Here is a 20,153-nt window from a genome sequence, read left to right as displayed (position 1 = left end):
AACAGTTATTGGAAAACAGGTCTTCTTTTTTCTTTTAACGCTCTCATTGCTTCTAAGAGATTATCGACCACACCTGGTTGTTTAAACGATTTTGTGGTGTCAATTTTGTATTGCTCCAAGTTTTGTAAGAGAGTTGCATTCAGTGTGTTTTTTGTCGCACGGTAAGCGGAAGAAGGAACCTTTGCAAGAGACTCTAATTTTTTAAGAGAGAGTTTTCTCACTTCTTCTGGAGTTTGTGCAATCTCGTCGATAAGACCAATTTTTTTTGCTTCAGGAGCTTTGTAGATCGTTCCTTCCAAACAAACTTCTGCCCAATATCTTGGTTCCACACACATCTTAATTCGATCAATAAAACTTGCAGGAAGTGGTAAACCAACATTCACTTCTGTAAATCCAATACGACATTTTCCATCTAACATGTATTTGAAATCAGATGCAACAGTGATCACAGCTCCCCCACCCATGGCATAACCTGTCACTTCCGTAATCAGTGGTTTATCAAATTTTACAAGTTCACCAAAAAGGATAACGATTCCACCCACTTCGTCTATGAGTTTGTCTTTGGGAGTGGAAAGAAGATTTTCCGCATCGAGTCCATTACAGAAAAATTTAGGATTTTCTGTTCCTAAAATCACTCCTCGTTTTTTTGGATCCGCTTTGATTTCTTTTAAAATCTCACCGAGGTCACGCATGTTTTGTCCTGTGAGTGAGTTTTGTTCATTCATTTGGAAATGAATGATTTCTCCCTTTCCATTTGGTAAATCGATTTCTTCTCTTTTGTAGTTCATACTTCTCTTCTTTTTGTGATTCAAATTCTATAGGTGATTGTTTTTATTTTTAGCTTAGTTGGAATTTTGATTCATTTATCATCTATCGTACAAGGCAAATTTGGTTCTTATATTGGATTTGTATCTGTTATATTTTCTTTATCGTTCTTTGTAGGAGATTGTGTTGTCTCTGTTGGATTTACATCTTTAGAAGTTACTGGACCCACACTGGTGGGATTCAATTCCACCTTCACATCCCCTAGGTTGGTAGGAGGAACAACTGGTGTTTGAGAAGGTTCTTTATTGGAGTCTTTGGCAAACTTTTCTTTTTTCTCTTTTTTGCGTTGTTCTTCTTTTTTAAGTTCTTCCATTTTTACGTATTCATCGAATTCGTTAGGAGCCATGAACACTAACATTCGTTCATCGTCTTTTGCATGTTCGATAAAGGCTCCCATATGGCGACCTGCAATAAAAATGACTTTGTCGTGACTTTGAAAGATTTTCATAACACGTTCAAAAACTTCGACTTCCTCTTTTCCAAGTTCAGGAACGACGCGCACATCAAAACAAATTCTTTCTGCTTGGATGGACTTTAGAAAATTGATGGTAAAGATTTTTTTAAATTCTGGAAAAACATATCGTTTTAAGTTAGCACGACATTGGAATAAAACTCGTCCATGTCCCCTGTCCACCACCACAAAGGAAACATTATCTCGTGTTTTGGAAGATTCACTAAATTTATATTCTTCAATGTGAGATTGAATTCGATCAAGTAATGCTTGTTTTGCGAGTGGCTTCACCATGTAATCGGTAAACCCAAGTTTTTTATGGTTTGCGATGAAATTACTATCTTCCTTGGGAATCATCGCCATAATCGGAATATTGTGAGTGATCACATCCCGACGAAGTTCCAATATAAATTCCAATTCCTTTTTGTCTTTGAAGGTTAAACCCATGAGAATGATATCTGGGTTGGAAGACTTTACATATTCTTGAACAGTCACCGAAAACTTCGTGATCACAACTCGTTGTCGTAGTCCTAAAAAAATATTCTCCAAATCCTGCGAGGAATTGAAATCGTTTTCGATGGCCATTATAAAATGCATAAAATATCTAAATGAGTCCTTCTTCGGATGCGACGAGAAACAAGTTCCCCACTTTCTTTTGTTTTTCCGATAAAATTTTGTCTGTCAGGACTTCTTTTACTACATCTTCATGAATGGAATGGAGTAAATCAAAATCCCTTTTGTAATCAGTCACTGTCATTTTTCCAAATAAAATATTGGCTTGGAATTGATAAATTTGGTGTTCCATTAAGAAATTTAATGTATCAAAATCTTCCACTGCTTCTGCGGTAATCACAGCTTCTCGGTTGTCTGCCAATCGTTTGCAATAATCAATAAAGGCTAAGTTGTCTAAAAACTTAATTTGGTCTTCTTCGATTTTGAATTTAAAACTAATTGGATCCAATTTGAATTCTTTGATCATAATTCCCAAATCCAGTACTATTTGATGAGACTGACTTTTTACGCCAAAGTCATCAGCAGCAAAACTCATTCCGTGAGAATAAAATGCATGGCAGACATCTTTTAGTTGGTATTTGGATTCATCGTATGGTTTTTCCACGAGCTCAAACCGGATATTTTCAGGAGATAAATCCTTTTTTAAGATGAGTTGTTTCAAACGATCCACTCGGTCATTGTGAGAGAAAGTATCAATTAAGGATTGTGGGGAAATATTGAATTTTAATAGGCCTGGTGCACCTTCACAAGCACTGATGAGTTTTTCTAAAATCAAAAGTTCGATACGGTTTAAATCTTGGTCAGAAGGGATATCATTGATTAAATCTTTATATCCAATGTATGCTCCCCCACCCAAAAAAACTTCCCCGCCTTTTACCGAATATGTTTTCTCTTTTGGATTGAAGATTACAGTGGGTTGGATCATCGCTTCATGCACTGACCCAGAAATATATGTATTTGCTTTGTTGTAATAGGTCCAACTCCAACGGACTAAATTGTCATTTAGATTTTTTTCAGAGGATTTAAAGAGTTCGGCAAAGATCTCTTCATTGTCTGAAATAAAATTGGATTGTGTACGTGAGACACCAAAGTGGAATGAAACAATTTTGTTTTGTAAACATTGTTGTTGGAATTTTCCAACAGAGTTTTCGATATTGGGGAACTTTTCAATGTCCCATTCAAATAAAGGTGAAATTCCCATTAACAAAATATTTTGTTTTTCTAAGTAGTGAAATCCAAACGAAATATCTTCTAAGTCCAAACAGGAATAAAATTCCGTTCTTAATAAATCCAAAAATTCAGTGAGTTCGATACCTGTTATGTTCTCAAATCGAATGAGAAAAAGTGGTTTTCCTTTGTTTTCTTGGATGAATTGTTTTTTAAAAACTTCCAAGTCTTTCATTCCAAAATAATAAGGACCAGTTAAGAGTTGATTTTTCAAATGTTACCTTCGTATATGATTTGATTCTTTAACGACGTCTTGTAATTTTATGAGAATTCAATAGAAAAGGCAACAAGGATAGTCACTTATGTATAGTTTTATTTGGTTTTTACTCATTGGTCTTGCGGCAGGTTGGCTTGCAGGTCGTATCCTTCGTGGGAAGGGTTTTGGAATCATTGCCAATTTGGTGATTGGTGTGGTGGGTTCCTTTTTAGGTGGGATTGTTTTTCGGTTTCTTGGCTTTAGTGCAAATAACCTAATCGCCGAACTGATCGTTGCTGTTGTAGGAGCGATTCTTTTGATTATCATTGCTGGGTTTATCAAAAGAAAATAAAAAAGTTTAGATAGGGATTCGGAACTTTCAAGTTCCTAGGAATTCATTCGAATCAAAAGAATCGTGAGAGACATAATTATCTCACGATTCTTCCCTCTCTTGCAAAGTCAGATTTTTTTGGAACCTTAGTCGAGTTCCACTCCTTCGCCTAACTCAAAGTTGGAGCTCACACCTTGGACATCATCGTTTCCTTCTAGGTTTTCGATGAGTTTCATTACCTTTTCGGCAGTCTCTTTATCGTTCACTTCGACGGTGGTCATTGGAATGTATTTGATTTCCGACTCTTCCATATTCAATCCTTTGGAAGAGAGAGCTGACTGCACTGCTTCGTATTCCGCTGGTGATGTGAGAACCACATACATGCCGTCATTCACTTGGATGTCTTCAGCCCCTGCTCCGAGAGCGAGATCAAACAAAGCTTCTTCAGAAATTTGATCTGCTTTGAGTGTGAGTTGGCCTTTTCGTTCGAAGAGTCGTGACACAGCACCAGCATTGGCAAGGGATCCACCAAGTTTGGTTAAAATACTTTTAATTTCGGGGGTTGTACGGGATTTTTTATCGGTGAGGACATCCACCATGATGGCAACTCCACCTGGTGCATAACATTCGTACAAACACTCTTCATATACCATCCCTTCGAGACCACCCGTACCCTTCTTGATGGCACGTTCGATATTGTCTTTTGGCATGTTGGCGGCTTTTGCTTTGGTAACCGCTAAACGAAGTCTTGGGTTTCCCTCTTGGTCACCTCCACCTTCTTTGGCTGCTACAGAAATTTCTTTGGCTATCCTTGTAAAGATGGCGCCTCTTTTGGCATCAATGGCTCCCTTTTTTCTTCGAATCGTCGCCCATTTCGAGTGTCCTGACATTGTAGTCTCCCATGGCTAGGATTTTGGATTCAAAAGATTTTTCAACAGATTTAAGTCGCCCTAGTTTCTTGACTCATAGAGAAAATTCCAGAGTACTGTAAAAAAACATCTACAAGGCAACCCATGATCGACTTTTCAATCACCGATGAACAAAAAGCCCTCCGCGAATTAGCCAGAGATTTCGCAAAAAATGAAATGATTCCCAAAGCGGAACACCATGACCACACAGGTGAGTATCCAAAAGAAATTTTGAAAAAAGCATTCGACGTGGGTCTGATGAACATGCATATTCCTGCCGAATACGGTGGAGCAGGGCTTGGGGTTCTGGACGAACTCATCGCTTCTGAAGAATTATTTTATGGATGTTCTGGGATGGCAACAGCGATCCTTGCGAATAACCTCGCCTTAGCACCTGTTTTGTTAGGTGCTGACGATTACGTCATGAAAAAATTCATTCAACCAATGTCTGAAAATTTTACATTAGCAGCGTATGCAGTCACAGAACCAGGTGCTGGATCTGACGTTGCGGGGATCCGCACTACTGCTAAACGTGTAGGTGATGAATACATCATCAATGGTTCCAAAATGTGGATTACCAACGCAGGACATGCGGATTGGTTTTTCGTATTAGCAAAAACAGATCCAAATGCTGGTCATAAAGGGATGACTGGTTTCATCGTAGATGCCAAAACTCCAGGAATCATCATCGGTAAAAAAGAAAAGAATATGGGACAACGTTGTTCCGACACACGTGGTGTGACTTTTGAAGATGTAAAAGTTCCGAAAGAAAATATGATCGGGAAAGAAGGGGAAGGTTTTAAAATTGCAATGGGTGCGTTTGACCAAACTCGTCCTGCAGTTGCCATTGGAGCAGTTGGTGTTGCTCGCGCGGCTCTTGATCATTCCATTCGTTATGCGAACACTCGTAATGCGTTCGGAAAACCAATTTCTGTAAACCAAGGTGTTAGTTTTATGATCGCCGAGATGGCACGTGACATCGAAGCAGGTCGTTTGTTATGTTGGCAATCCGCATGGCTCATTGACAACGGATACCGAAATACATACCAAGCATCGATTGCAAAAGTATTCTGTGCGGATATGGCAATGCGTGTCACGACAGATGCAGTTCAAATCTTCGGTGGATACGGATTTAACGAAGAATACCCTGTAGAAAAATTGATGCGTGATGCTAAAATTTTCCAAATCTACGAAGGAACTTCACAAATCCAAAGAGTGATCATTTCGAAATTCCTAAACGATGGAGTTGGGATCGAAACTCCAAACGCTTAAAAGTTGGAATTGGGATTGGTGGAAAGATAAAATTTCCACTGGTCCAATCCTAGTATGTTTTTACTCATCGATAACTACGATTCTTTCACTTATATTTTATACCAATACCTAAGTAAAATCGCACCTACAACTGTAATGCGAAATGATGAAACCCTTCCCTTGGATACAAATCAAACAATCAAAGCAGTCGTACTATCTCCAGGACCTGGTTTACCCAAGACATCCGGGAAACTTGTTTCTCATTTTCAGAATCTATATACCCAATTCCCTGTGTTAGGAATTTGTTTGGGTCACCAAACGATTGCAGAATCCTTTGGGGCCAAACTGGAACAAACAAAAGAGATCTATCATGGACGTCCATCCCCCATCGAACATAGTGGGGAAGGATTATTTAAAAAGATTCCCAATCGATTTTTGGCAAATCGTTACCACTCCTGGGCAGTTTCAAAACTGAATTTTCCCGAGGAATTGGAAGTGACAGCAGAAACCAATGATGGTGTGATCATGGGGATTCGTCACAGAAAATGGAAAAAGGTTTTTGGGGTTCAGTTTCATCCTGAATCCATCCTAACGGAATATGGAGAAACCTTACTTCGTAACTTCTATGAGGAAGTTCTTACATGAAATATTTTTTAAGATTACTGAGTTATAGCGTTCATTATAGGCAAAGGTTTGTTTTAGGACTCATCTTTGCATTGTTAACTGCTGTACTCAATGGTATCTCACTCACAGCACTCATTCCTCTTTTTGATTCACTTGGAAGTGACAAAAACAATCGTTTCCATTTAGATTTAACCTTACCCGAAAAAACCATTTTGGTGCAGGAAGTTTTACTTGGGGAAGATAGCCTCGATGGATTAGAGAGAATCAAACGAGTCATCATTTCCTTTAAACTCCAAGTCAATGATTACACCAAAGATATGGAACCAAAAGAGGTGGTTTGGGCAGTCTGTATTGCGGTTTTTCCCTTGTATCTATTGAAACTAGGAACTTATCTTTTGTCTGTCTATTGTATAGCGACCGCAGGTTACAAAGCCGTTCGTGACATACGACAAGAACTCTTTCAAAAAGTACAAAAACTTCCACTTACGTATTTTTATAAAGAGAAAACTGGACTCATTATGAGTCGTGTCATCAATGATGCTGAAATTGTGGCCGCAGTCATCTCCAGTAACTTACGTGATGCGGTAATTAATTTCTTTTATGTATTAACACACTTAGTCATTTTAATTTATCTCAATTCCGAACTTTTGGTTTTGGCATGTTTAACGGTTCCTGTTGTCATTTTACCTGTTACCTTGTTCACTCGTAAAATTTCGTCTTCAACTGCAAGATTTCAGGAAAAACTAGCTGATCTCAATGGACACATCCAAGAATTCATTTCTGGCATTAAAGTGATTCGAACGTTCCGTCAAGAAAAACAAGATCTGAAGAAATTTGATCACATCAACCAAAGGGTCTACCGTAGAACGTTTAAAGGTCAGTTTTATTTACAAATGGCCCCAAGTCTTGTGGAACTAACTTCTTCCATTGTGGTTCTCGGTTATTTCGCAATAGGTGCCAAATTTATTTATTCAGGTAAGTTCACACAAGGTGAATTTATGGCATTCCTTTTGACATTACTCTTTTTGATGCGACCACTCACTCAACTTTCTCAAATGGTTGGAAAAATCACCCAAGCCAATTCCGCAGGGAAACGCATTTTTGAAATCATTGATCGGGATCCTGAAGTCATCGAACATGGCGACGAAACTGTGTTAGAAAAAATCACAGAAGGAATTAAGTTCGAAGACATACATTTTTCTTATCCGGGAACCAACCAAGAAGTCCTAAAAGGAATCAATTTGGACATCAAATTGGGTGAGACGTATGCCTTTGTTGGAACCAGTGGTTCTGGAAAGTCTACCATGATGGACTTAATCCCACGGTTTTTTGATCCTACAGCAGGGCAGATCACCATCGATGGAATCGATATCAAACGTTACTCTTTGCAATCCTTACGTAAAAAAATCGGAATTGTGACCCAAGAGATTTTTCTCTTCCATGGAACGATTGCAGATAACATTGCCTATGGAACGGGTGCGGCCACACGGAAAGAAGTGGTGAGAGCGGCTCGTTTGGCCAATGCCCATGATTTTATCACCAAAATGGAAAACGGTTATGATACCATGATTGGTGTGCGTGGATTGGATTTGAGTGGTGGGCAAAGACAACGTTTGGTTATTGCGCGTGCGTTATTACGTAATGCGGAGATTTTGATCTTAGATGAGGCTACCAGTGCTCTCGATGCCCAATCAGAACGATTGGTTAGCCGTGCCCTAGAAAGATTATTCCAAAACCGAACTACCTTTATCATTGCTCACAGGTTATCGACCGTAAGGCGAATCAAAAATATCGTTGTGATTGAAGAAGGTGAGATCAAGGAACAAGGGGATCATGATTCCTTACTTGAAAAAAATGGTATTTATAAAAAATTATACGACAGTCAATTCGCAGATGCAGAGATCCAAATATGAAAAAAGTATTAATTGTAGATGATAATGATCGTTATGCGAATAACCTAAAAACCTATTTTGACCAAAAAAAGATTCAATCTGATCGCGCAGTTGATGCCAAACAGGGATGGGAGCTTTTCAACAAATCCAAAGATTACGATATGATTGTTTCCGATGTTACGATGGAGACACAAACCTCAGGACTTTGGATGATGCGAAACATTTACAAATCAGGTTACAAGGGAGTGATGGTCATCGCATCCACTGGATTTGATGTTTGGGGTGTGATGCCTTTTTCAGCTTATTTTTTATCTTGGTTTTGTGGGCTGCATTGGATGATTCCAAAAGTCCCACTCAAACAAGGGATAGTGGAATGGGTTCCCACCATCCTTGTTAAGGGAAAAACAAATCCTATTTAGGAAGTTTTACATCCTTCTCTGGATTGAATAGGTTTTTGTGTTTTCCTTTCTTTAACTGGGAATACTTTCCAGAATTTCCATCACTTCCTAATTGTTTTACTTCAATGATATCAATTTTGGGATAAAACACCCAACCTGTTACAAAGGCACTTCTTGCACCTGGTAAAGTGGATTCCATTTTCACTTGGATGTATTTATCAGTGACGATATTTTCACCCATACGCACTGCAAATTCCTTCTTTGTTTCCGAAAGGATGAGCCCTATTTCCTTTTCTTTGATATAAGAAATTGGTTTTGATCGTTCATTTGCTTCAGCTCTTAGGTAATCATCTTCAACGAGTATGATCGCATATTTACCAAACGCTTTTCTTTGTAAGAGCGACTCTCCAATTCGTTTTGTGAATTTTTCATCCGTTAGGGAATCATTCAAACGAATGAGAGCAAACGTAGCTGATAAGGATGGATTTTTGGTAATCTCGTCAATCGCCATTAAGGCAAAATTTGGATCTTCGTTTGCCACTCGTTCTAAAATTCGTAAACTTTCGCGACTTCCATGAATGGCAAGTGCTTCAATGGTCGCTTCTTTGATTTCTGTTTCTTGGGATTTTAAAAATTTATCAAAAATTTCTACATCTGCATCTAATTTATGATAGGCGAGACCTTTAAGAGCACCTGAGACAATCACCACATATTCAGAAGATAAACCTTGTGTTAGAATGAGTTCCCGTCCTGCTGGATCTTTTGTTTTTCCAAGTCCTTCAAAACTCACAGCAATCACTTCTGGATCTTCGGCTTTTGTCCCTGCGATAAAATAAGATAAGGATCGTTTATCTCCTAAATCAGAGAGAGCTTTGTATGCCGAGGGTCTCACTTGGTAGCCATCTTTATCAATCGCCGTTTGTAAGGCCACTCTACCTGCTTTCAAACGTCCTAACGCAAGTGCCGCAGCGGAACGAACTCGAGGAATGGGATGAGTTTGTAAGATTTTTTCTAAGTACTTTGGCTTACGGTAGTATTCCCACTTAAAGACTTGAACGAGACCACTGCGGATTTGTTCTGTATATTCTTTGTCTTTTTTTTCTTCATCAGAGAGGACTTCTTCCTCTTCCTTTTTTACCATCTCATCAATTTGTTCAGTCACTTTTCCGGTAACCTTTGTTTTGCGATTCAATCGTTTGATGGATATTTTTTTAGAAGGATCTTCTTTTGGAATGGTTACCTTCTCAGGTTTTTTAACAGGTTCGGTTTCCGTATTCATCAGGATTGGGTCTTCTGATCCTGGTTTCGTTTCCGGTTCCGCAATATCACGACCTTGGTTGTAATTACTGGAATCGGCTCTTAGGTTACGAATTGCATTTTGAATTCCAATTGCTTTTGGACTATATTGTTGTAAGGACTCTAAGATTGTTCCTAGTTCACGAGTCACGCGTCCAATTGTTGGACCGTCAAAATCATTTGGTGTGCTATCGATAAGAGATTGGTTTGTTTGAATGAGTTCAGGAAGACGAGTGATGATAGAAGGAAGGTCTTCTTCTAAATAAGCAGCAGCTTGCATTTCTTTTTCAACAGGTTCGCCAACTGTTTTTTTGCTATCAGCGCGCAATGCAATGTTTTCGCCAAATTCTAATAAAGCGATAGTTTTGTGAGCTTCTTCAATGAAGGAATCATATTTACGATTTTTCGTAACTGGAATGAAAACATCTTTTGATTTATGTGGATCGAGTTCACTTCCTTGGTATTCCCGATACTTTGGTGAAACATCTGTTAACTGGAAGGGTTTCGAACTTGCACATCCCAAATAGAGGAAGAGGAACACCCACAAACTGCCTTTCCAAATTATGTCTTGACCCTTTTGAAACATATGATAGCCTACTTCCATACTTTGAATATCGGATACGTACTATAAGTAAAATTAGCGGCAACCTCGCTGGTCTCAAGCCAAACCAGCTAAAAAAGTTAAAATCTCTCTCGGAAAGGCGACTTCGAGAGGATTTGATCATCTCCATGGAGCTTGCAAAGCTTGTAGGAGATATTTCCGTCGAAATTGGAAGGCAAATTGGCCTTCTCATTGAGAGGACGGGTTATGTCACCCATCTCATTGTGGGCAACGACCACTCCATCGAAATGCCACATTTAGACCGTTATCGAGTGGCTCATTCGCGCCTCCGAGGGCTTCGTTTGTTCCATACCCATCTCAAGGAACAACCGTTAAACCAAGAAGATTTAATGGACCTTGTATTAAACCGTTTCGATTCCATTACGGCGGCTTGTGTAGACAAAGAAGGGATTCCCAAATTCTTTTTTTCCGCCTTTATCAATCCTGATCCTGATGCAAAGGAACCGTGGATCCTATCTCCCAAACAATACCCTGGTCAACTTAAGTATGGTTATGCGGAACAAGTTGAAGCTTTAGAATCTGAATTCTCCAAAAAAACATCTAACCTCAAAGAATCCCAAAAAGAAAACCGCGCTTTCTTGGTGGGTGTGTATGATGTGCGAAAAATGAAACGATCCCCCGAACATTCCATGGCAGAATTGAAAGAACTCTGTCGCACAGCAGGAATTCATGTGGTGGATACATACGTACAAAAAAGAAATCCAGATCCTAAAACGGTTGTGGGAAAAGGAAAACTGCAAGAGATCATTTTAACTTCCGTTCACAAAGACATTGAACATTTGATTTTCGATTTGGAACTCACTCCATCCCAAGCAAAAAAAATCTCCGATGCCAGTGATCTCAAAATCATTGATCGGACACAACTCATCTTAGATATTTTTTCCAAAAATGCAAAGTCTCGTGATGGTAAGTTACAAGTAGAACTTGCTCAACTCAAGTATCTGAAAAACCGCCTATCTGAATTGGATGACAATATGAGTCGTCTAACAGGTGGAATTGGGGGAAGGGGACCTGGGGAAACGAAATTGGAGATTGGAAACAGACGAGTCGAAGAAAAAATCAATCGTCTTGAAAATGAATTAAAAGATCTCAAACGAAGAAGGGAACTCAATCGTAAGTCTCGTTCCCGTAATGAAATCCCAATCGTCGGAATTGTGGGTTATACCAACGCAGGAAAATCCACTCTTCTCAATGCTCTTACAAACTCTACAGTGATTGCGGAAGACAAATTATTTGCAACCTTAGATCCAACCACGAGAAGAATTCGATTTCCAGAGGAAAGAGAAATCATCATCTCTGATACAGTTGGTTTTATTCATGACCTTCCCCCAGATTTATCCCAAGCCTTTAAAGCTACCTTAGAAGAGTTAGGCGATGCTGATTTATTATTACATGTTGTGGATGTAACCAATCCCAATTACACGGAACAAATGGATGCAGTTGATACCATCCTCAATTCTTTGCAATTGAATGAGATTCCAAGGATGGTGGTGTTTAACAAAGCAGATGGTTTGGATGAAGAAACCCACGAGAACTTACAAAAAAATGGTGCCTTACTTGTCTCAGCAGTCACGAGGGAAGGACTCTCTCGGCTTTTAGATTTAATCGAATACGAAATTTGGAAAAAGAAGGAACAAAAACTTTTAGAAGTTACGTCCAGTTGAGAATGGCTTCTTGTTTGGAGTGATGAATATGCACTTTTTTTGGAAGGTCCATCAGTTGGATGACATTCTCTAAAAAGTGATTTAAACCCCCAATTCGAATTTTGCCATTTTGAGTTTCCACCGTTTTGATGATACCAATGAGGGTGGCGACACCTATGCTATTGATGTATTCCAATTTACTTAAATCTAAAATGATTTGGTAAATTCCATCCTCAAAGACCGAAGAAATGCTCCGGTTGATTTCATAAGCGTTGGTATTGGTGATTTGGCCCACAAAGGAAATCAACTGTATACTTTCCCCTTTGACTTGGATGGATTCCGTTTCAATCACTAGAGAAGGGAATGTAAACTTTGCCATGAGTTTACAGGTTCTCCAACAAACGAATGGCAACAGTCTTTTGTTTGATGATTTCTTTCATTGTATCAATTTCCACCAAAGATTTTTGAAATTCGCCTTCCGTTGCTGCATGGGTAACAACAATCACAGACACAGGTTCGGAAGTGGATTCCTTTTGTTGGACGGATGCAATGGAAATATTATGACGGCCCAAAATTTGAGAAATTTCGGCAAGGACACCTGGTTTGTCCACAGTGGAAAAGCGAAGGTAGTATCGAACTAAATTCTCAGGTTCAGGGAATCGTTTTCCTTCAGGGAACAAATTCTTTTCTTTGGCGATGTCTTTGCTTCCAAGTCTTGATGCATAGTAAATGATATCAGATAACACTGCACTTGCAGTAGGCATCCCACCAGCACCTTTTCCTGTCATCATTCCTGAATCGGCTTCTTTGGTTTTATAAAAGACCGCATTGGATTCGTTCATTACGTTCGCAAGTGGGTGATCCAGGGGAACAAGTGTGGGATGAACTTTCGTTAAGATGCCCGCCGAACTTCGTTTAGAGATTCCAAGCAGTTTGATCCGATAACCAAGCGAAAGTGCTGCTTGGATGTCCATGGATTGTAAATCAGAGATTCCTTTGACGGAGACGGTTTGAAAGGATACAGATTCTCGGAAGGCAAGACTTGCCAGGAGACTAATTTTATGGCCAGCATCAATTCCTTCTACATCGAAGGTTGGGTCCGCTTCTGCAAAACCAAGCTCTTGTGCTTTTTTTAAAGCAGTGGCATAGTCCCAAGACTCTTGTTCCATCTTGGTTAAAATAAAATTAGTGGTTCCATTGAGAATCCCACAGATCACTTCAAATTCACAAGAAGCAAGTCCATCACGTAATGTTCGGATGATGGGAATGGAACCTGCCACAGCTGCCTCATATCCCAACTCAACTCCTGCTTTTTCGGCGATTGGGTAAAGTTCACGGCCTTTCTCGGATAACAATGCCTTGTTTGCTGTGATGACGGCCTTTCCATTTTCTAGGGCAGAACGAACGGCAAGGTATGCGGTGTCTGTTCCGCCCATCAATTCAACAATCATATCAATATCCGAACGTTTTGTAACCGAAAGCACATCGTCTGTGACCGGTATGTTCGTTTTTCCTTGGAGTTTTCCCGGGCTACGGGTCGCAATTGTTGTTAGTTGTAAGTTGATTCCATAATGACGTTGGATTTTTTCTCGGTTTTTATCCAAGAGTTGGAGTAGACTTGTGCCGACAACTCCGGCACCCAATAGACCAATGCGAACTTCTTTCATCTAGGATCATCATTTCTTAGGAGAAACGGAAACACACTTAAAAAAATTTTAAAAAAAAACAAATTTGAGAAGAAGTTCTTCAGCTTTTCCTGTTTTTATGAGATAACTATAATTAGAATTGTCTCGGCAATAAGGATTATCATTATGGCAACGAAAAAATCATCATCTGCCGCTAAGAAGAAGGCTGTAAAAAAAGCGGCCAAGAAAACAAATACGGTTAAGAAACAATCTACACGAAATGAAAGCGCTTCGCTTTTCGGAAATGACGAATCAGCACAAGCTTCACTTCAATCTCCTGTTTCCCATTCAGAGACTTCCTCACATGGGGAAAAAGAATCTGGAAATGGAGTGTATCTATTTTTAGTTTTAGCGGGAATTCTCGCAATCGGATACTTAGGGTATGTCAAATACCTAAAACCAAAGGCTCCTACAGCGACTACACAAGCAGAAGCACCAAAAGCTCCAGCTGACGCTCAAACGAAACCAGTAGCAGAAACACCTGAGAAAAAAGTAGAAGAGGCTCCAAAAGAAGTTTCTACCTCTGGATTCCTAGTGGATAAAATTGCTTCTAAAAAATTCACAGAAGCAGCTGCGTATTGCAAATCAGTGGGTGGAGTGGTTCCTTCCAAAGACGATTTGGTTCAATTTGCAGCAACTGCTCCAAGTGAAATCAAAACGAGCGAAGATAAGTTTTGGACAAAAACGGAAATAGACAAAAAGTCTGGTTTGGCTTACCGTTTTTCCAACGGAAAGGCTCCAAAAGTAGACAAAGCTACTTCTCTTAAAGTTCTTTGTAAAAACTAATCTCTAACGAGAGTTTGATTGGATCGGGGCAAGGATTTCTCTTCTGATTTTGAGAGCAAGATCAGTGGAGGCAAACATCTGCCCCGAACCATCTGTTAGATAAAAACTATCTTTCGCCCTTCCTGTTTCAAAATCCGTTTCAATGGTAGCACTTAAGATGTTGATTTGGTTTTGCATGAGAATACGCGAAACATAATACAACAAACCTCGTCCTGCACTACTTTCTAAATACAAACAAGTTTGGTTTCGTTCTGGTAAATCACTGAAAATAAACTCAGGTGTTTCCTTAAAAAACGTAGCAACAGCTGGTTCTTGGATTTGTAATTTTTCGAGAATCTCTTCAAATTTTGCATTTTTGGAAAAAACGGAATCCATCATCATTCCGAGTTGGAAAGCTGCTTTTGTTGTGTCGCCGTCATCTGCTTGCAAAATAAACGAATCGATCGTATATTCATTCCCTTGTTCAATGACTGTGCTCAATTCACCCGAGAGGATGTCCATTTTGAGTGCATAAATGATCGTAGCAATCCTGTGAAAGGTTCCAATTTGTGTGGAATCAGTTTTTAAGGAAATGAGGATGTTTTCTTTTTCCCGTTTGTATTGAAACTCGATCAATTTGGCATTTCCTTTTCCCACTGATTGTATACAGGCACAGGAAATTTCAATCAAAAGGTTTCGGTGAAATCGGCCGATGATGATAAAAGACAGTATGAAAAAATTACTATTGATTCTATTCGTTTTGGGGTTTTTCTTCACACCCCTTGTTTCAGAAGAGGAAACGTCGGAAGAATCACCCTTCGCAACGACAAAAAAGAAAGTCCAACTTTGGAAAGGCGAAGTAACGGGAGTTTATAAAAACAGGCTTTGGATCAAAGTCCGAATTTATCGAAATCAAAAGATTTCTAAGTATTCCATCCCTGAATTAAAATCCCTGTTTGCTGAAACCAAAGAGTTTCCCGTATATCAAAAGTTAACACATCTCAAACAAGGTTTACTCATTTTGCGAGATACCATCTGGGAAGAAAAAAATATCAATAAAAACAATCAATTTATCGAAGTAGTGTTAGTTGGTGATTATAAACCAGATCCTACTTCCAAAATGAAAGAAATTACAACCGATGCTTATATTGCAAGTTATGTGGAAGAAGATTTTTTTACAGAACCGGATGCTTTCTTTAAAGGTAGATATACTCCTCCACGAAAAACTGTTTTTCATCCGAAAGACCGAAAGGAAATGGTTTTAGTATCCCGAGGATTATTTTTATACGGGCAAGGAACAGATCCTTCTGCTGACAGTTTTAACCCTTATTTTTTAGAACCGAAGGCTGCTAGTCTCAAAGAGATTCCTTCTTTTTACATTGATAAGTATGAAGTGACGAATGCCGAATATGATTTCTTTTTAAAACAAACAAATACCAAATCTCCTCCTCATTGGACTTCAGGAAAGTATCCGGAAGGAGAAGGGGATCATCCTGTGGTGCATCTTACCTATCGTGAAGTGGAACGGTATGCGGCATGGGCTGGAAAACGAATTCCTACCGAATGGGAATGGGAAAAGGCGGCACGTGGTCCCGGGGTAGTGGAATACACAAACCGAGACGAAACGCTTGGATACCAAATCACTGCCACCAAATATCCATTTGGTGATGAGTATGATTCTTTGTATTGCAATACGAGGGAATCAAAAATTGGGAAAACACAATCTGTATATGAACTTTCCACAGAAGGTGCAAGTCCTTATGGTGTCATCGGAATGTGTGGGAATGCAGCAGAATGGACTTCCAGTGATTACCAATTGTACCCAGGCCATCACATCAAAAACTTTTCCTTTGGAAAAATTTACAAAGTGGTGCGAGGGGGATCGTACTCAGATTCTGCCAAGAATTCAACAGCAAGTGCCAGATCCTATGGTGGGATTCCTAACCTAAGTGAAGATAGGCGAGCTGGATTTCGATTGGTGATGGATTACAGAGACTAAACTATTTTGGACAAGTCTCGTTTTTTTTACCGAGTTTTTTGCAGATTTTCCCGAGAACATCTTGTTCTTCTGGGGAAAGAACGGCAAACTCTGATGTAATTCGTTTTACGTGGTCAGGAAAAATCTGTTCAATCAGTTTTTTACCATCGGTTGTGAGGTGGACAGAGATAAACCTTCTGTCTTCCACTCCACGAACCCTTTCTACCAAATTTCGTTTTTCCAAGTTATCAATCACAAGTGTGATGTTTCCTGTACTTTTGAGGATTTTATCCCCCAAGTCTTTTTGGCAAAGAGGGCCCAAGTGGTACAAAGTTTCCAAAACTCCAAATTGGCTTTCTGAAATATTCCATTTGTTGAATTCAGAAATAAGCCTAGAAGACAAAGATTCCGAAGCACGTTTTAATTTGATAAACGCGTCGAGAGCTTGTACTTCCTTTTTAGATCCTTTGAATTTAGTTCCCATTGGTTTAATATCAAACTATCAAATCTCAAACCATTTGTCAACCGGTTTCTTGGCTCTTTTGGAAAAGTTCCTTCATGAGCCGTAAGGTTCCCGTAAGACCGAGAACCACAGAAGAGCAAGCCACACCACCCATGAGAGCACCTGCGACTCCTGGAGAACAAGCATCTGCACCAGTGAGATAAAGATTTTTGACAGTCGTCCTTACTCCTAACCATTCTTGGCGAAAGCGTTCTGGTGTACAGGAAAGTCCATAAATGGAACCTTCTTTGTGGCCAGTAAAGAATTCGGTGGTGATCGGTGTGGAAAGTTCAGTAAACTCAATGAGGTCTCGAAATCCTTTGAACCGTTCTTCTAAAAATTGCAACATCCCTTCGGTAATGGTCGCTTTCAATTGGTTGTAGTCTTCCCCTCGTTTTTTCCAAGGTTCTTCCTTCCATTTTGCAAAATTAGAATAATCAGCAAAACTAATGGCTTCGGCGGTATGACCTTCCGCTTCTGGGTTTTTCAGAGATGGAAAAGACAAATACATCATCGGTGGTTTCCCCTGGATCAGTCCATTTCGGTTCGCATAACTTTCGTCATGGTCTACGGATGGAAAAATCCAATGGTTTTCTCCATGAAATCCGAGTTTCGATGGTGATTCTTTAAATCCAATGTAAAGTGTGATGGATGTTGTCCCTTGGGTGCTAAGCGATTCCAAAGGAGTTTGAAAGTCCTTCGAAAACTGTTTGGGCAATAGTTTGTTATACGTAGTATAAGCTCCTGCATCTGAGATGATGACATCGGCAAAAAAACTATGTTCGGAGATGGTTTTCCCTTTTTGCACATCTACTTTCACTCCAATGGCTTTGTCCCCATCCAAAAGAATTTCTTTTACGGTATGTAGGATTTTCATCGCACCACCGTTTTTTTCGACAATTGGTTCAATGGAATCTACAATTTTGGAAGAACCACCTATTGGAAAGTAACCACCGTTAAAGTAATGGGCCACAATCATTGCATGGATCGCAAAAGAAGAATCTTTGGGAGGAAGGCCATAATCTCCCCATTGGGAGCAGAGTAGAGCTCTTAGGTCCTCATTTTGGAAATGAGAGTCCATGTATTCTTTTGTTGTGATGTAAGGAGTTTTAATGTGATCCAAACCAAGTAATTTAGCGGCTTTCTCAAAAAAAGCAGGTAAGGCTTTTAAGGTGAAGTGACGTCCAAACCATTGTGTGAAGGTTTCCACATCTTTGAAGTACTGGTCGATAGCCTTTTCTTCTTTGGGGAATTTGGATTTGAGATCATTCCGAAACCGTTCTTTTTCTCCATACACTGGAAAACTAAAGTTTGGGTAATCAAAAACTTCAAAAGGTTCTTCCATTTTTTTCCATTGGACACCACGTTTTGTGATCGAATCAATTAGGGTTCGTAACATGGAACCTTCTGCCAAATCACCGATGTAATGGATACCTACATCCCATTCAAATTTTCCCAATCGTTTGAAGGTATGAGTAAAGCCACCTAACTTAAAATGACGTTCGAGAACTAAAACCTTTTTGTTTGCGACTTGTGATAAAATGGAAGCGGCGGTTAATCCACCGATTCCAGAACCAATGATGATGACGTCATACTTTGTTTCCATGTTTAGTATTTTGTCTCAACGGTGTATTCCAATGTGACTACCTCATTTGCTTTGAGTGGAACATCCGCATAAGATTTTGTAGAAGATTCTTTTATGAATTTATGTGAAGATTTTGTGATGTTCCAATCACCCCATAAACTAGCATAAAAACGAATTTCAATCGCTTCTTTTTTACGATTTCGAATTTCTACAGAATAAGATGACTTATCTCCTCTGGAAAGTTTAAAGACTTCATAAGAAAGTCGTTTTCCGTTGGCTACAACATCAAAGGCCTGACCTGTTTTGATTTTTACATCTTCGTTTTCAGGAGTATGATCGATTGTATCTTCCCCGAGTAATTGTTGTCTTCCTTTGGAATCAGCTTTAAAAACTCGAATGGTTCCTTGTGGAAGTGGTCTGCCTAAGTTATTCTTTTTAGCGTTTTTAAAGATGTACTTAATGGTTGCGTTATTGAAGTTTTTTTCATTTCCCTCATACATAGGAAGGTTTTCGAAAACAAAGTATTTTTTGATTTCAATGCCTTCAGATTGAAAGAGTTGAACTTGTTTTGTTTGGTTGTAACCAATTGTTGTTGGTTGGTCTAAGGTATAGAGGTAATACTCAGAAAGATTCTCTTGGTTGAATTCGGGGGCCGAATCAGATTCTTCATATTCCTTCATCATGGATTTTTTTATAGAACGTGGTTGTGGTGAGTAAGCTGGGCGATTCGAAATCAAATTTACTTTACCCGCAACTAATTGTAGAACTGCATTTTTAAATTCAGCACCCGAGTTGTTGTTGAGTGTGACCCAAGAGTTGAGACCACATTCATTTTCTTCTTTGTCTAAAACAAGAATGTAGTCCGCTGACCAACCAAGCCCATTGGTTTGGTAAGATACTTCCACAGCCTGTTCTTTTTCCGTCTCATTCTTCAATTTCCATACTAACGTTGGTTTAGCGAATAAATTCTCTGGAATTGTTGGTACAGTGACACGCCCATTGTATCCTAAGGAAACTTCGTTTCCAATTTGGTAAACTGGACTTCCATTATTGGCGATGAGTTTTGCTTTGACCGAAGTGGTTTTTTCTTTGCCATCTTGGTAAAGGGTCACTTCTTTCCCAATGTATTTGTCCATCAATCGTTCTGGTGAAATTAAATCGTATTCATAGTTTTGTTCGAAGACAGTTAGTTTTTTGGGATCTTCCCCTTTGACACGAACGGTTTGTGGGATGATTTGAGAAGGGACATCTTCAAATCGTAACGTACGAATTCCTTTGGTTAGATTGAGAACCCGAGTTTCTCGAACAAGGCCAATTCCACCATTATAAATGGTAACACTCACTGATTTTCGATCCGAGTCAGTGGATAAATCAAAGGAACTATCAGAGGTGATGCTGGCAGTGACAAAAAAGAGAAGCGCAATACTTGTAAAGGAAAGGATTTTGGATTTCATGTATTCT

Annotated in this window: 19 protein-coding genes; 8 read left to right on the top strand and 11 right to left on the bottom strand. The window is 39.3% G+C overall.

The window, feature by feature from the left end; all coding sequences use genetic code 11:
• Window positions 1-5 precede the first annotated feature (5 nt).
• From EHQ59_RS13095 to EHQ59_RS13085, 3 genes are all read right to left on the bottom strand, one after another.
• Window positions 6-788, bottom strand: coding sequence for an enoyl-CoA hydratase/isomerase family protein (locus EHQ59_RS13095; protein ID WP_135620097.1), 783 nt, complete (start codon window positions 786-788; stop codon window positions 6-8).
• A 107-nt stretch (window positions 789-895) separates the two neighbouring features.
• Window positions 896-1,873, bottom strand: coding sequence for a PleD family two-component system response regulator (locus tag EHQ59_RS13090; protein ID WP_208652389.1), 978 nt, complete (start codon window positions 1,871-1,873; stop codon window positions 896-898).
• 7 nt (window positions 1,874-1,880) lie between these two features.
• Window positions 1,881-3,230 carry an EAL domain-containing protein gene (locus tag EHQ59_RS13085; protein WP_135620096.1) on the bottom strand — a complete coding sequence of 450 codons (1,350 nt, stop codon included), beginning with the start codon at window positions 3,228-3,230 and terminating at the stop codon, window positions 1,881-1,883.
• Between the two features lie 88 nt (window positions 3,231-3,318).
• On the opposite strand from EHQ59_RS13085, the gene EHQ59_RS13080 reads away from it, so the two are divergent.
• A complete protein-coding gene (locus EHQ59_RS13080; protein ID WP_135620095.1) occupies window positions 3,319-3,564 on the top strand; it encodes a GlsB/YeaQ/YmgE family stress response membrane protein in 246 nt (81 codons plus the stop codon).
• Between the two features lie 125 nt (window positions 3,565-3,689).
• Here EHQ59_RS13080 and EHQ59_RS13075 read toward each other — a convergent pair whose 3' ends face one another.
• Complete coding sequence (locus tag EHQ59_RS13075) at window positions 3,690-4,433, bottom strand: YebC/PmpR family DNA-binding transcriptional regulator (RefSeq protein WP_108960317.1); 744 nt, start codon at window positions 4,431-4,433, stop codon at window positions 3,690-3,692.
• A gap of 123 nt (window positions 4,434-4,556) precedes the next feature.
• On the opposite strand from EHQ59_RS13075, the gene EHQ59_RS13070 reads away from it, so the two are divergent.
• Genes EHQ59_RS13070 through EHQ59_RS13055 form a run of 4 tightly spaced genes read left to right on the top strand, consistent with a single transcriptional unit; the run spans window position 4,557 to window position 8,637 of the window.
• Window positions 4,557-5,723 (top strand): acyl-CoA dehydrogenase family protein, encoded by a 1,167-nt coding sequence (locus EHQ59_RS13070; RefSeq protein ID WP_135620094.1) that lies wholly within the window; start codon window positions 4,557-4,559, stop codon window positions 5,721-5,723.
• 54 nt (window positions 5,724-5,777) lie between these two features.
• Window positions 5,778-6,347 carry an anthranilate synthase component II gene (locus tag EHQ59_RS13065; RefSeq protein WP_135620093.1) on the top strand — a complete coding sequence of 190 codons (570 nt, stop codon included), beginning with the start codon at window positions 5,778-5,780 and terminating at the stop codon, window positions 6,345-6,347.
• Window positions 6,344-8,239 (top strand): ABC transporter ATP-binding protein, encoded by a 1,896-nt coding sequence (locus EHQ59_RS13060; RefSeq protein ID WP_135620092.1) that lies wholly within the window; start codon window positions 6,344-6,346, stop codon window positions 8,237-8,239. Before EHQ59_RS13065 ends, EHQ59_RS13060 begins: the two co-directional genes overlap by 4 nt.
• Window positions 8,236-8,637 (top strand): response regulator, encoded by a 402-nt coding sequence (locus EHQ59_RS13055; RefSeq protein ID WP_135620091.1) that lies wholly within the window; start codon window positions 8,236-8,238, stop codon window positions 8,635-8,637. The genes EHQ59_RS13060 and EHQ59_RS13055 overlap by 4 nt, the downstream gene beginning before the upstream one ends.
• Here EHQ59_RS13055 and EHQ59_RS13050 read toward each other — a convergent pair.
• On the bottom strand, window positions 8,630-10,498 hold the full coding sequence (locus EHQ59_RS13050) for a HEAT repeat domain-containing protein (RefSeq protein ID WP_135620247.1): 1,869 nt from the start codon (window positions 10,496-10,498) through the stop codon (window positions 8,630-8,632). The two genes, EHQ59_RS13055 and EHQ59_RS13050, sit on opposite strands and share 8 nt — an antisense overlap.
• A 143-nt stretch (window positions 10,499-10,641) precedes the next feature.
• On the opposite strand from EHQ59_RS13050, the gene hflX reads away from it, so the two are divergent.
• Entirely contained in the window at window positions 10,642-12,198 is a 1,557-nt protein-coding gene (gene hflX / locus EHQ59_RS13045; RefSeq protein WP_135620090.1) for a GTPase HflX, read from the top strand.
• Here the strand turns inward: hflX and EHQ59_RS13040 are convergent.
• On the bottom strand, window positions 12,185-12,556 hold the full coding sequence (locus tag EHQ59_RS13040; RefSeq protein ID WP_135620089.1) for an STAS domain-containing protein: 372 nt from the start codon (window positions 12,554-12,556) through the stop codon (window positions 12,185-12,187). The genes hflX and EHQ59_RS13040 overlap by 14 nt on opposite strands.
• Window positions 12,557-12,560: 4 nt before the next feature.
• Window positions 12,561-13,844, bottom strand: a complete 1,284-nt coding sequence (locus tag EHQ59_RS13035) for a homoserine dehydrogenase (RefSeq protein WP_135620088.1) — start codon at window positions 13,842-13,844, stop codon at window positions 12,561-12,563.
• A 144-nt stretch (window positions 13,845-13,988) separates the two neighbouring features.
• Here EHQ59_RS13035 and EHQ59_RS13030 point away from each other — a divergent pair, with 144 nt between their 5' ends.
• Window positions 13,989-14,648 carry a hypothetical protein gene (locus EHQ59_RS13030; RefSeq protein WP_135620087.1) on the top strand — a complete coding sequence of 220 codons (660 nt, stop codon included), beginning with the start codon at window positions 13,989-13,991 and terminating at the stop codon, window positions 14,646-14,648.
• A 3-nt stretch (window positions 14,649-14,651) separates the two neighbouring features.
• Here EHQ59_RS13030 and EHQ59_RS13025 read toward each other — a convergent pair whose 3' ends face one another.
• Complete coding sequence (locus EHQ59_RS13025) at window positions 14,652-15,263, bottom strand: hypothetical protein (protein ID WP_135620086.1); 612 nt, start codon at window positions 15,261-15,263, stop codon at window positions 14,652-14,654.
• Window positions 15,264-15,357: 94 nt separating this feature from the next.
• On the opposite strand from EHQ59_RS13025, the gene EHQ59_RS13020 reads away from it, so the two are divergent.
• Window positions 15,358-16,626, top strand: a complete 1,269-nt coding sequence (locus EHQ59_RS13020; protein WP_135620085.1) for a formylglycine-generating enzyme family protein — start codon at window positions 15,358-15,360, stop codon at window positions 16,624-16,626.
• A gap of 1 nt (window position 16,627) precedes the next feature.
• Here the strand turns inward: EHQ59_RS13020 and EHQ59_RS13015 are convergent, their stop codons facing one another.
• From EHQ59_RS13015 to EHQ59_RS13005, 3 genes are read right to left on the bottom strand one after another with little or no spacing between them, the layout of a single operon-like run.
• A complete protein-coding gene (locus tag EHQ59_RS13015) occupies window positions 16,628-17,089 on the bottom strand; it encodes a MarR family winged helix-turn-helix transcriptional regulator (RefSeq protein WP_135620084.1) in 462 nt (153 codons plus the stop codon).
• A gap of 37 nt (window positions 17,090-17,126) precedes the next feature.
• Window positions 17,127-18,713, bottom strand: coding sequence for a phytoene desaturase family protein (locus EHQ59_RS13010; RefSeq protein ID WP_135620083.1), 1,587 nt, complete (start codon window positions 18,711-18,713; stop codon window positions 17,127-17,129).
• Between the two features lie 2 nt (window positions 18,714-18,715).
• A complete protein-coding gene (locus EHQ59_RS13005) occupies window positions 18,716-20,146 on the bottom strand; it encodes a DUF4139 domain-containing protein (protein WP_135620082.1) in 1,431 nt (476 codons plus the stop codon).
• Window positions 20,147-20,153: the final 7 nt, after the last annotated feature.

The organism is Leptospira kemamanensis (assembly GCF_004769665.1).
GTDB classification, from domain to species: domain Bacteria; phylum Spirochaetota; class Leptospiria; order Leptospirales; family Leptospiraceae; genus Leptospira_A; species Leptospira_A kemamanensis.
This window is presented reverse-complemented; position numbering and strand designations above follow the sequence as displayed.

Bases quoted from the DNA above. Each gene is read 5' to 3' on its own strand.
- EHQ59_RS13050 (WP_135620247.1), bottom strand. From the start codon at position 10,498: ATGTTTCAAAAGGGTCAAGACATAATTTGGAAAGGCAGTTTGTGGGTG.
- EHQ59_RS13015 (WP_135620084.1), bottom strand. From the start codon at position 17,089: ATGGGAACTAAATTCAAAGGATCTAAAAAGGAAGTACAAGCTCTCGAC.
- EHQ59_RS13020 (WP_135620085.1), top strand. From the start codon at position 15,358: ATGAAAAAATTACTATTGATTCTATTCGTTTTGGGGTTTTTCTTCACA.
- EHQ59_RS13065 (WP_135620093.1), top strand. From the start codon at position 5,778: ATGTTTTTACTCATCGATAACTACGATTCTTTCACTTATATTTTATAC.
- EHQ59_RS13010 (WP_135620083.1), bottom strand. From the start codon at position 18,713: ATGGAAACAAAGTATGACGTCATCATCATTGGTTCTGGAATCGGTGGA.
- EHQ59_RS13080 (WP_135620095.1), top strand. From the start codon at position 3,319: ATGTATAGTTTTATTTGGTTTTTACTCATTGGTCTTGCGGCAGGTTGG.
- EHQ59_RS13005 (WP_135620082.1), bottom strand. From the start codon at position 20,146: ATGAAATCCAAAATCCTTTCCTTTACAAGTATTGCGCTTCTCTTTTTT.
- EHQ59_RS13090 (WP_208652389.1), bottom strand. From the start codon at position 1,873: ATGCATTTTATAATGGCCATCGAAAACGATTTCAATTCCTCGCAGGAT.
- hflX (WP_135620090.1), top strand. From the start codon at position 10,642: ATGGAGCTTGCAAAGCTTGTAGGAGATATTTCCGTCGAAATTGGAAGG.
- EHQ59_RS13055 (WP_135620091.1), top strand. From the start codon at position 8,236: ATGAAAAAAGTATTAATTGTAGATGATAATGATCGTTATGCGAATAAC.
- EHQ59_RS13060 (WP_135620092.1), top strand. From the start codon at position 6,344: ATGAAATATTTTTTAAGATTACTGAGTTATAGCGTTCATTATAGGCAA.
- EHQ59_RS13035 (WP_135620088.1), bottom strand. From the start codon at position 13,844: ATGAAAGAAGTTCGCATTGGTCTATTGGGTGCCGGAGTTGTCGGCACA.
- EHQ59_RS13095 (WP_135620097.1), bottom strand. From the start codon at position 788: ATGAACTACAAAAGAGAAGAAATCGATTTACCAAATGGAAAGGGAGAA.
- EHQ59_RS13070 (WP_135620094.1), top strand. From the start codon at position 4,557: ATGATCGACTTTTCAATCACCGATGAACAAAAAGCCCTCCGCGAATTA.
- EHQ59_RS13030 (WP_135620087.1), top strand. From the start codon at position 13,989: ATGGCAACGAAAAAATCATCATCTGCCGCTAAGAAGAAGGCTGTAAAA.
- EHQ59_RS13075 (WP_108960317.1), bottom strand. From the start codon at position 4,433: ATGTCAGGACACTCGAAATGGGCGACGATTCGAAGAAAAAAGGGAGCC.
- EHQ59_RS13040 (WP_135620089.1), bottom strand. From the start codon at position 12,556: ATGGCAAAGTTTACATTCCCTTCTCTAGTGATTGAAACGGAATCCATC.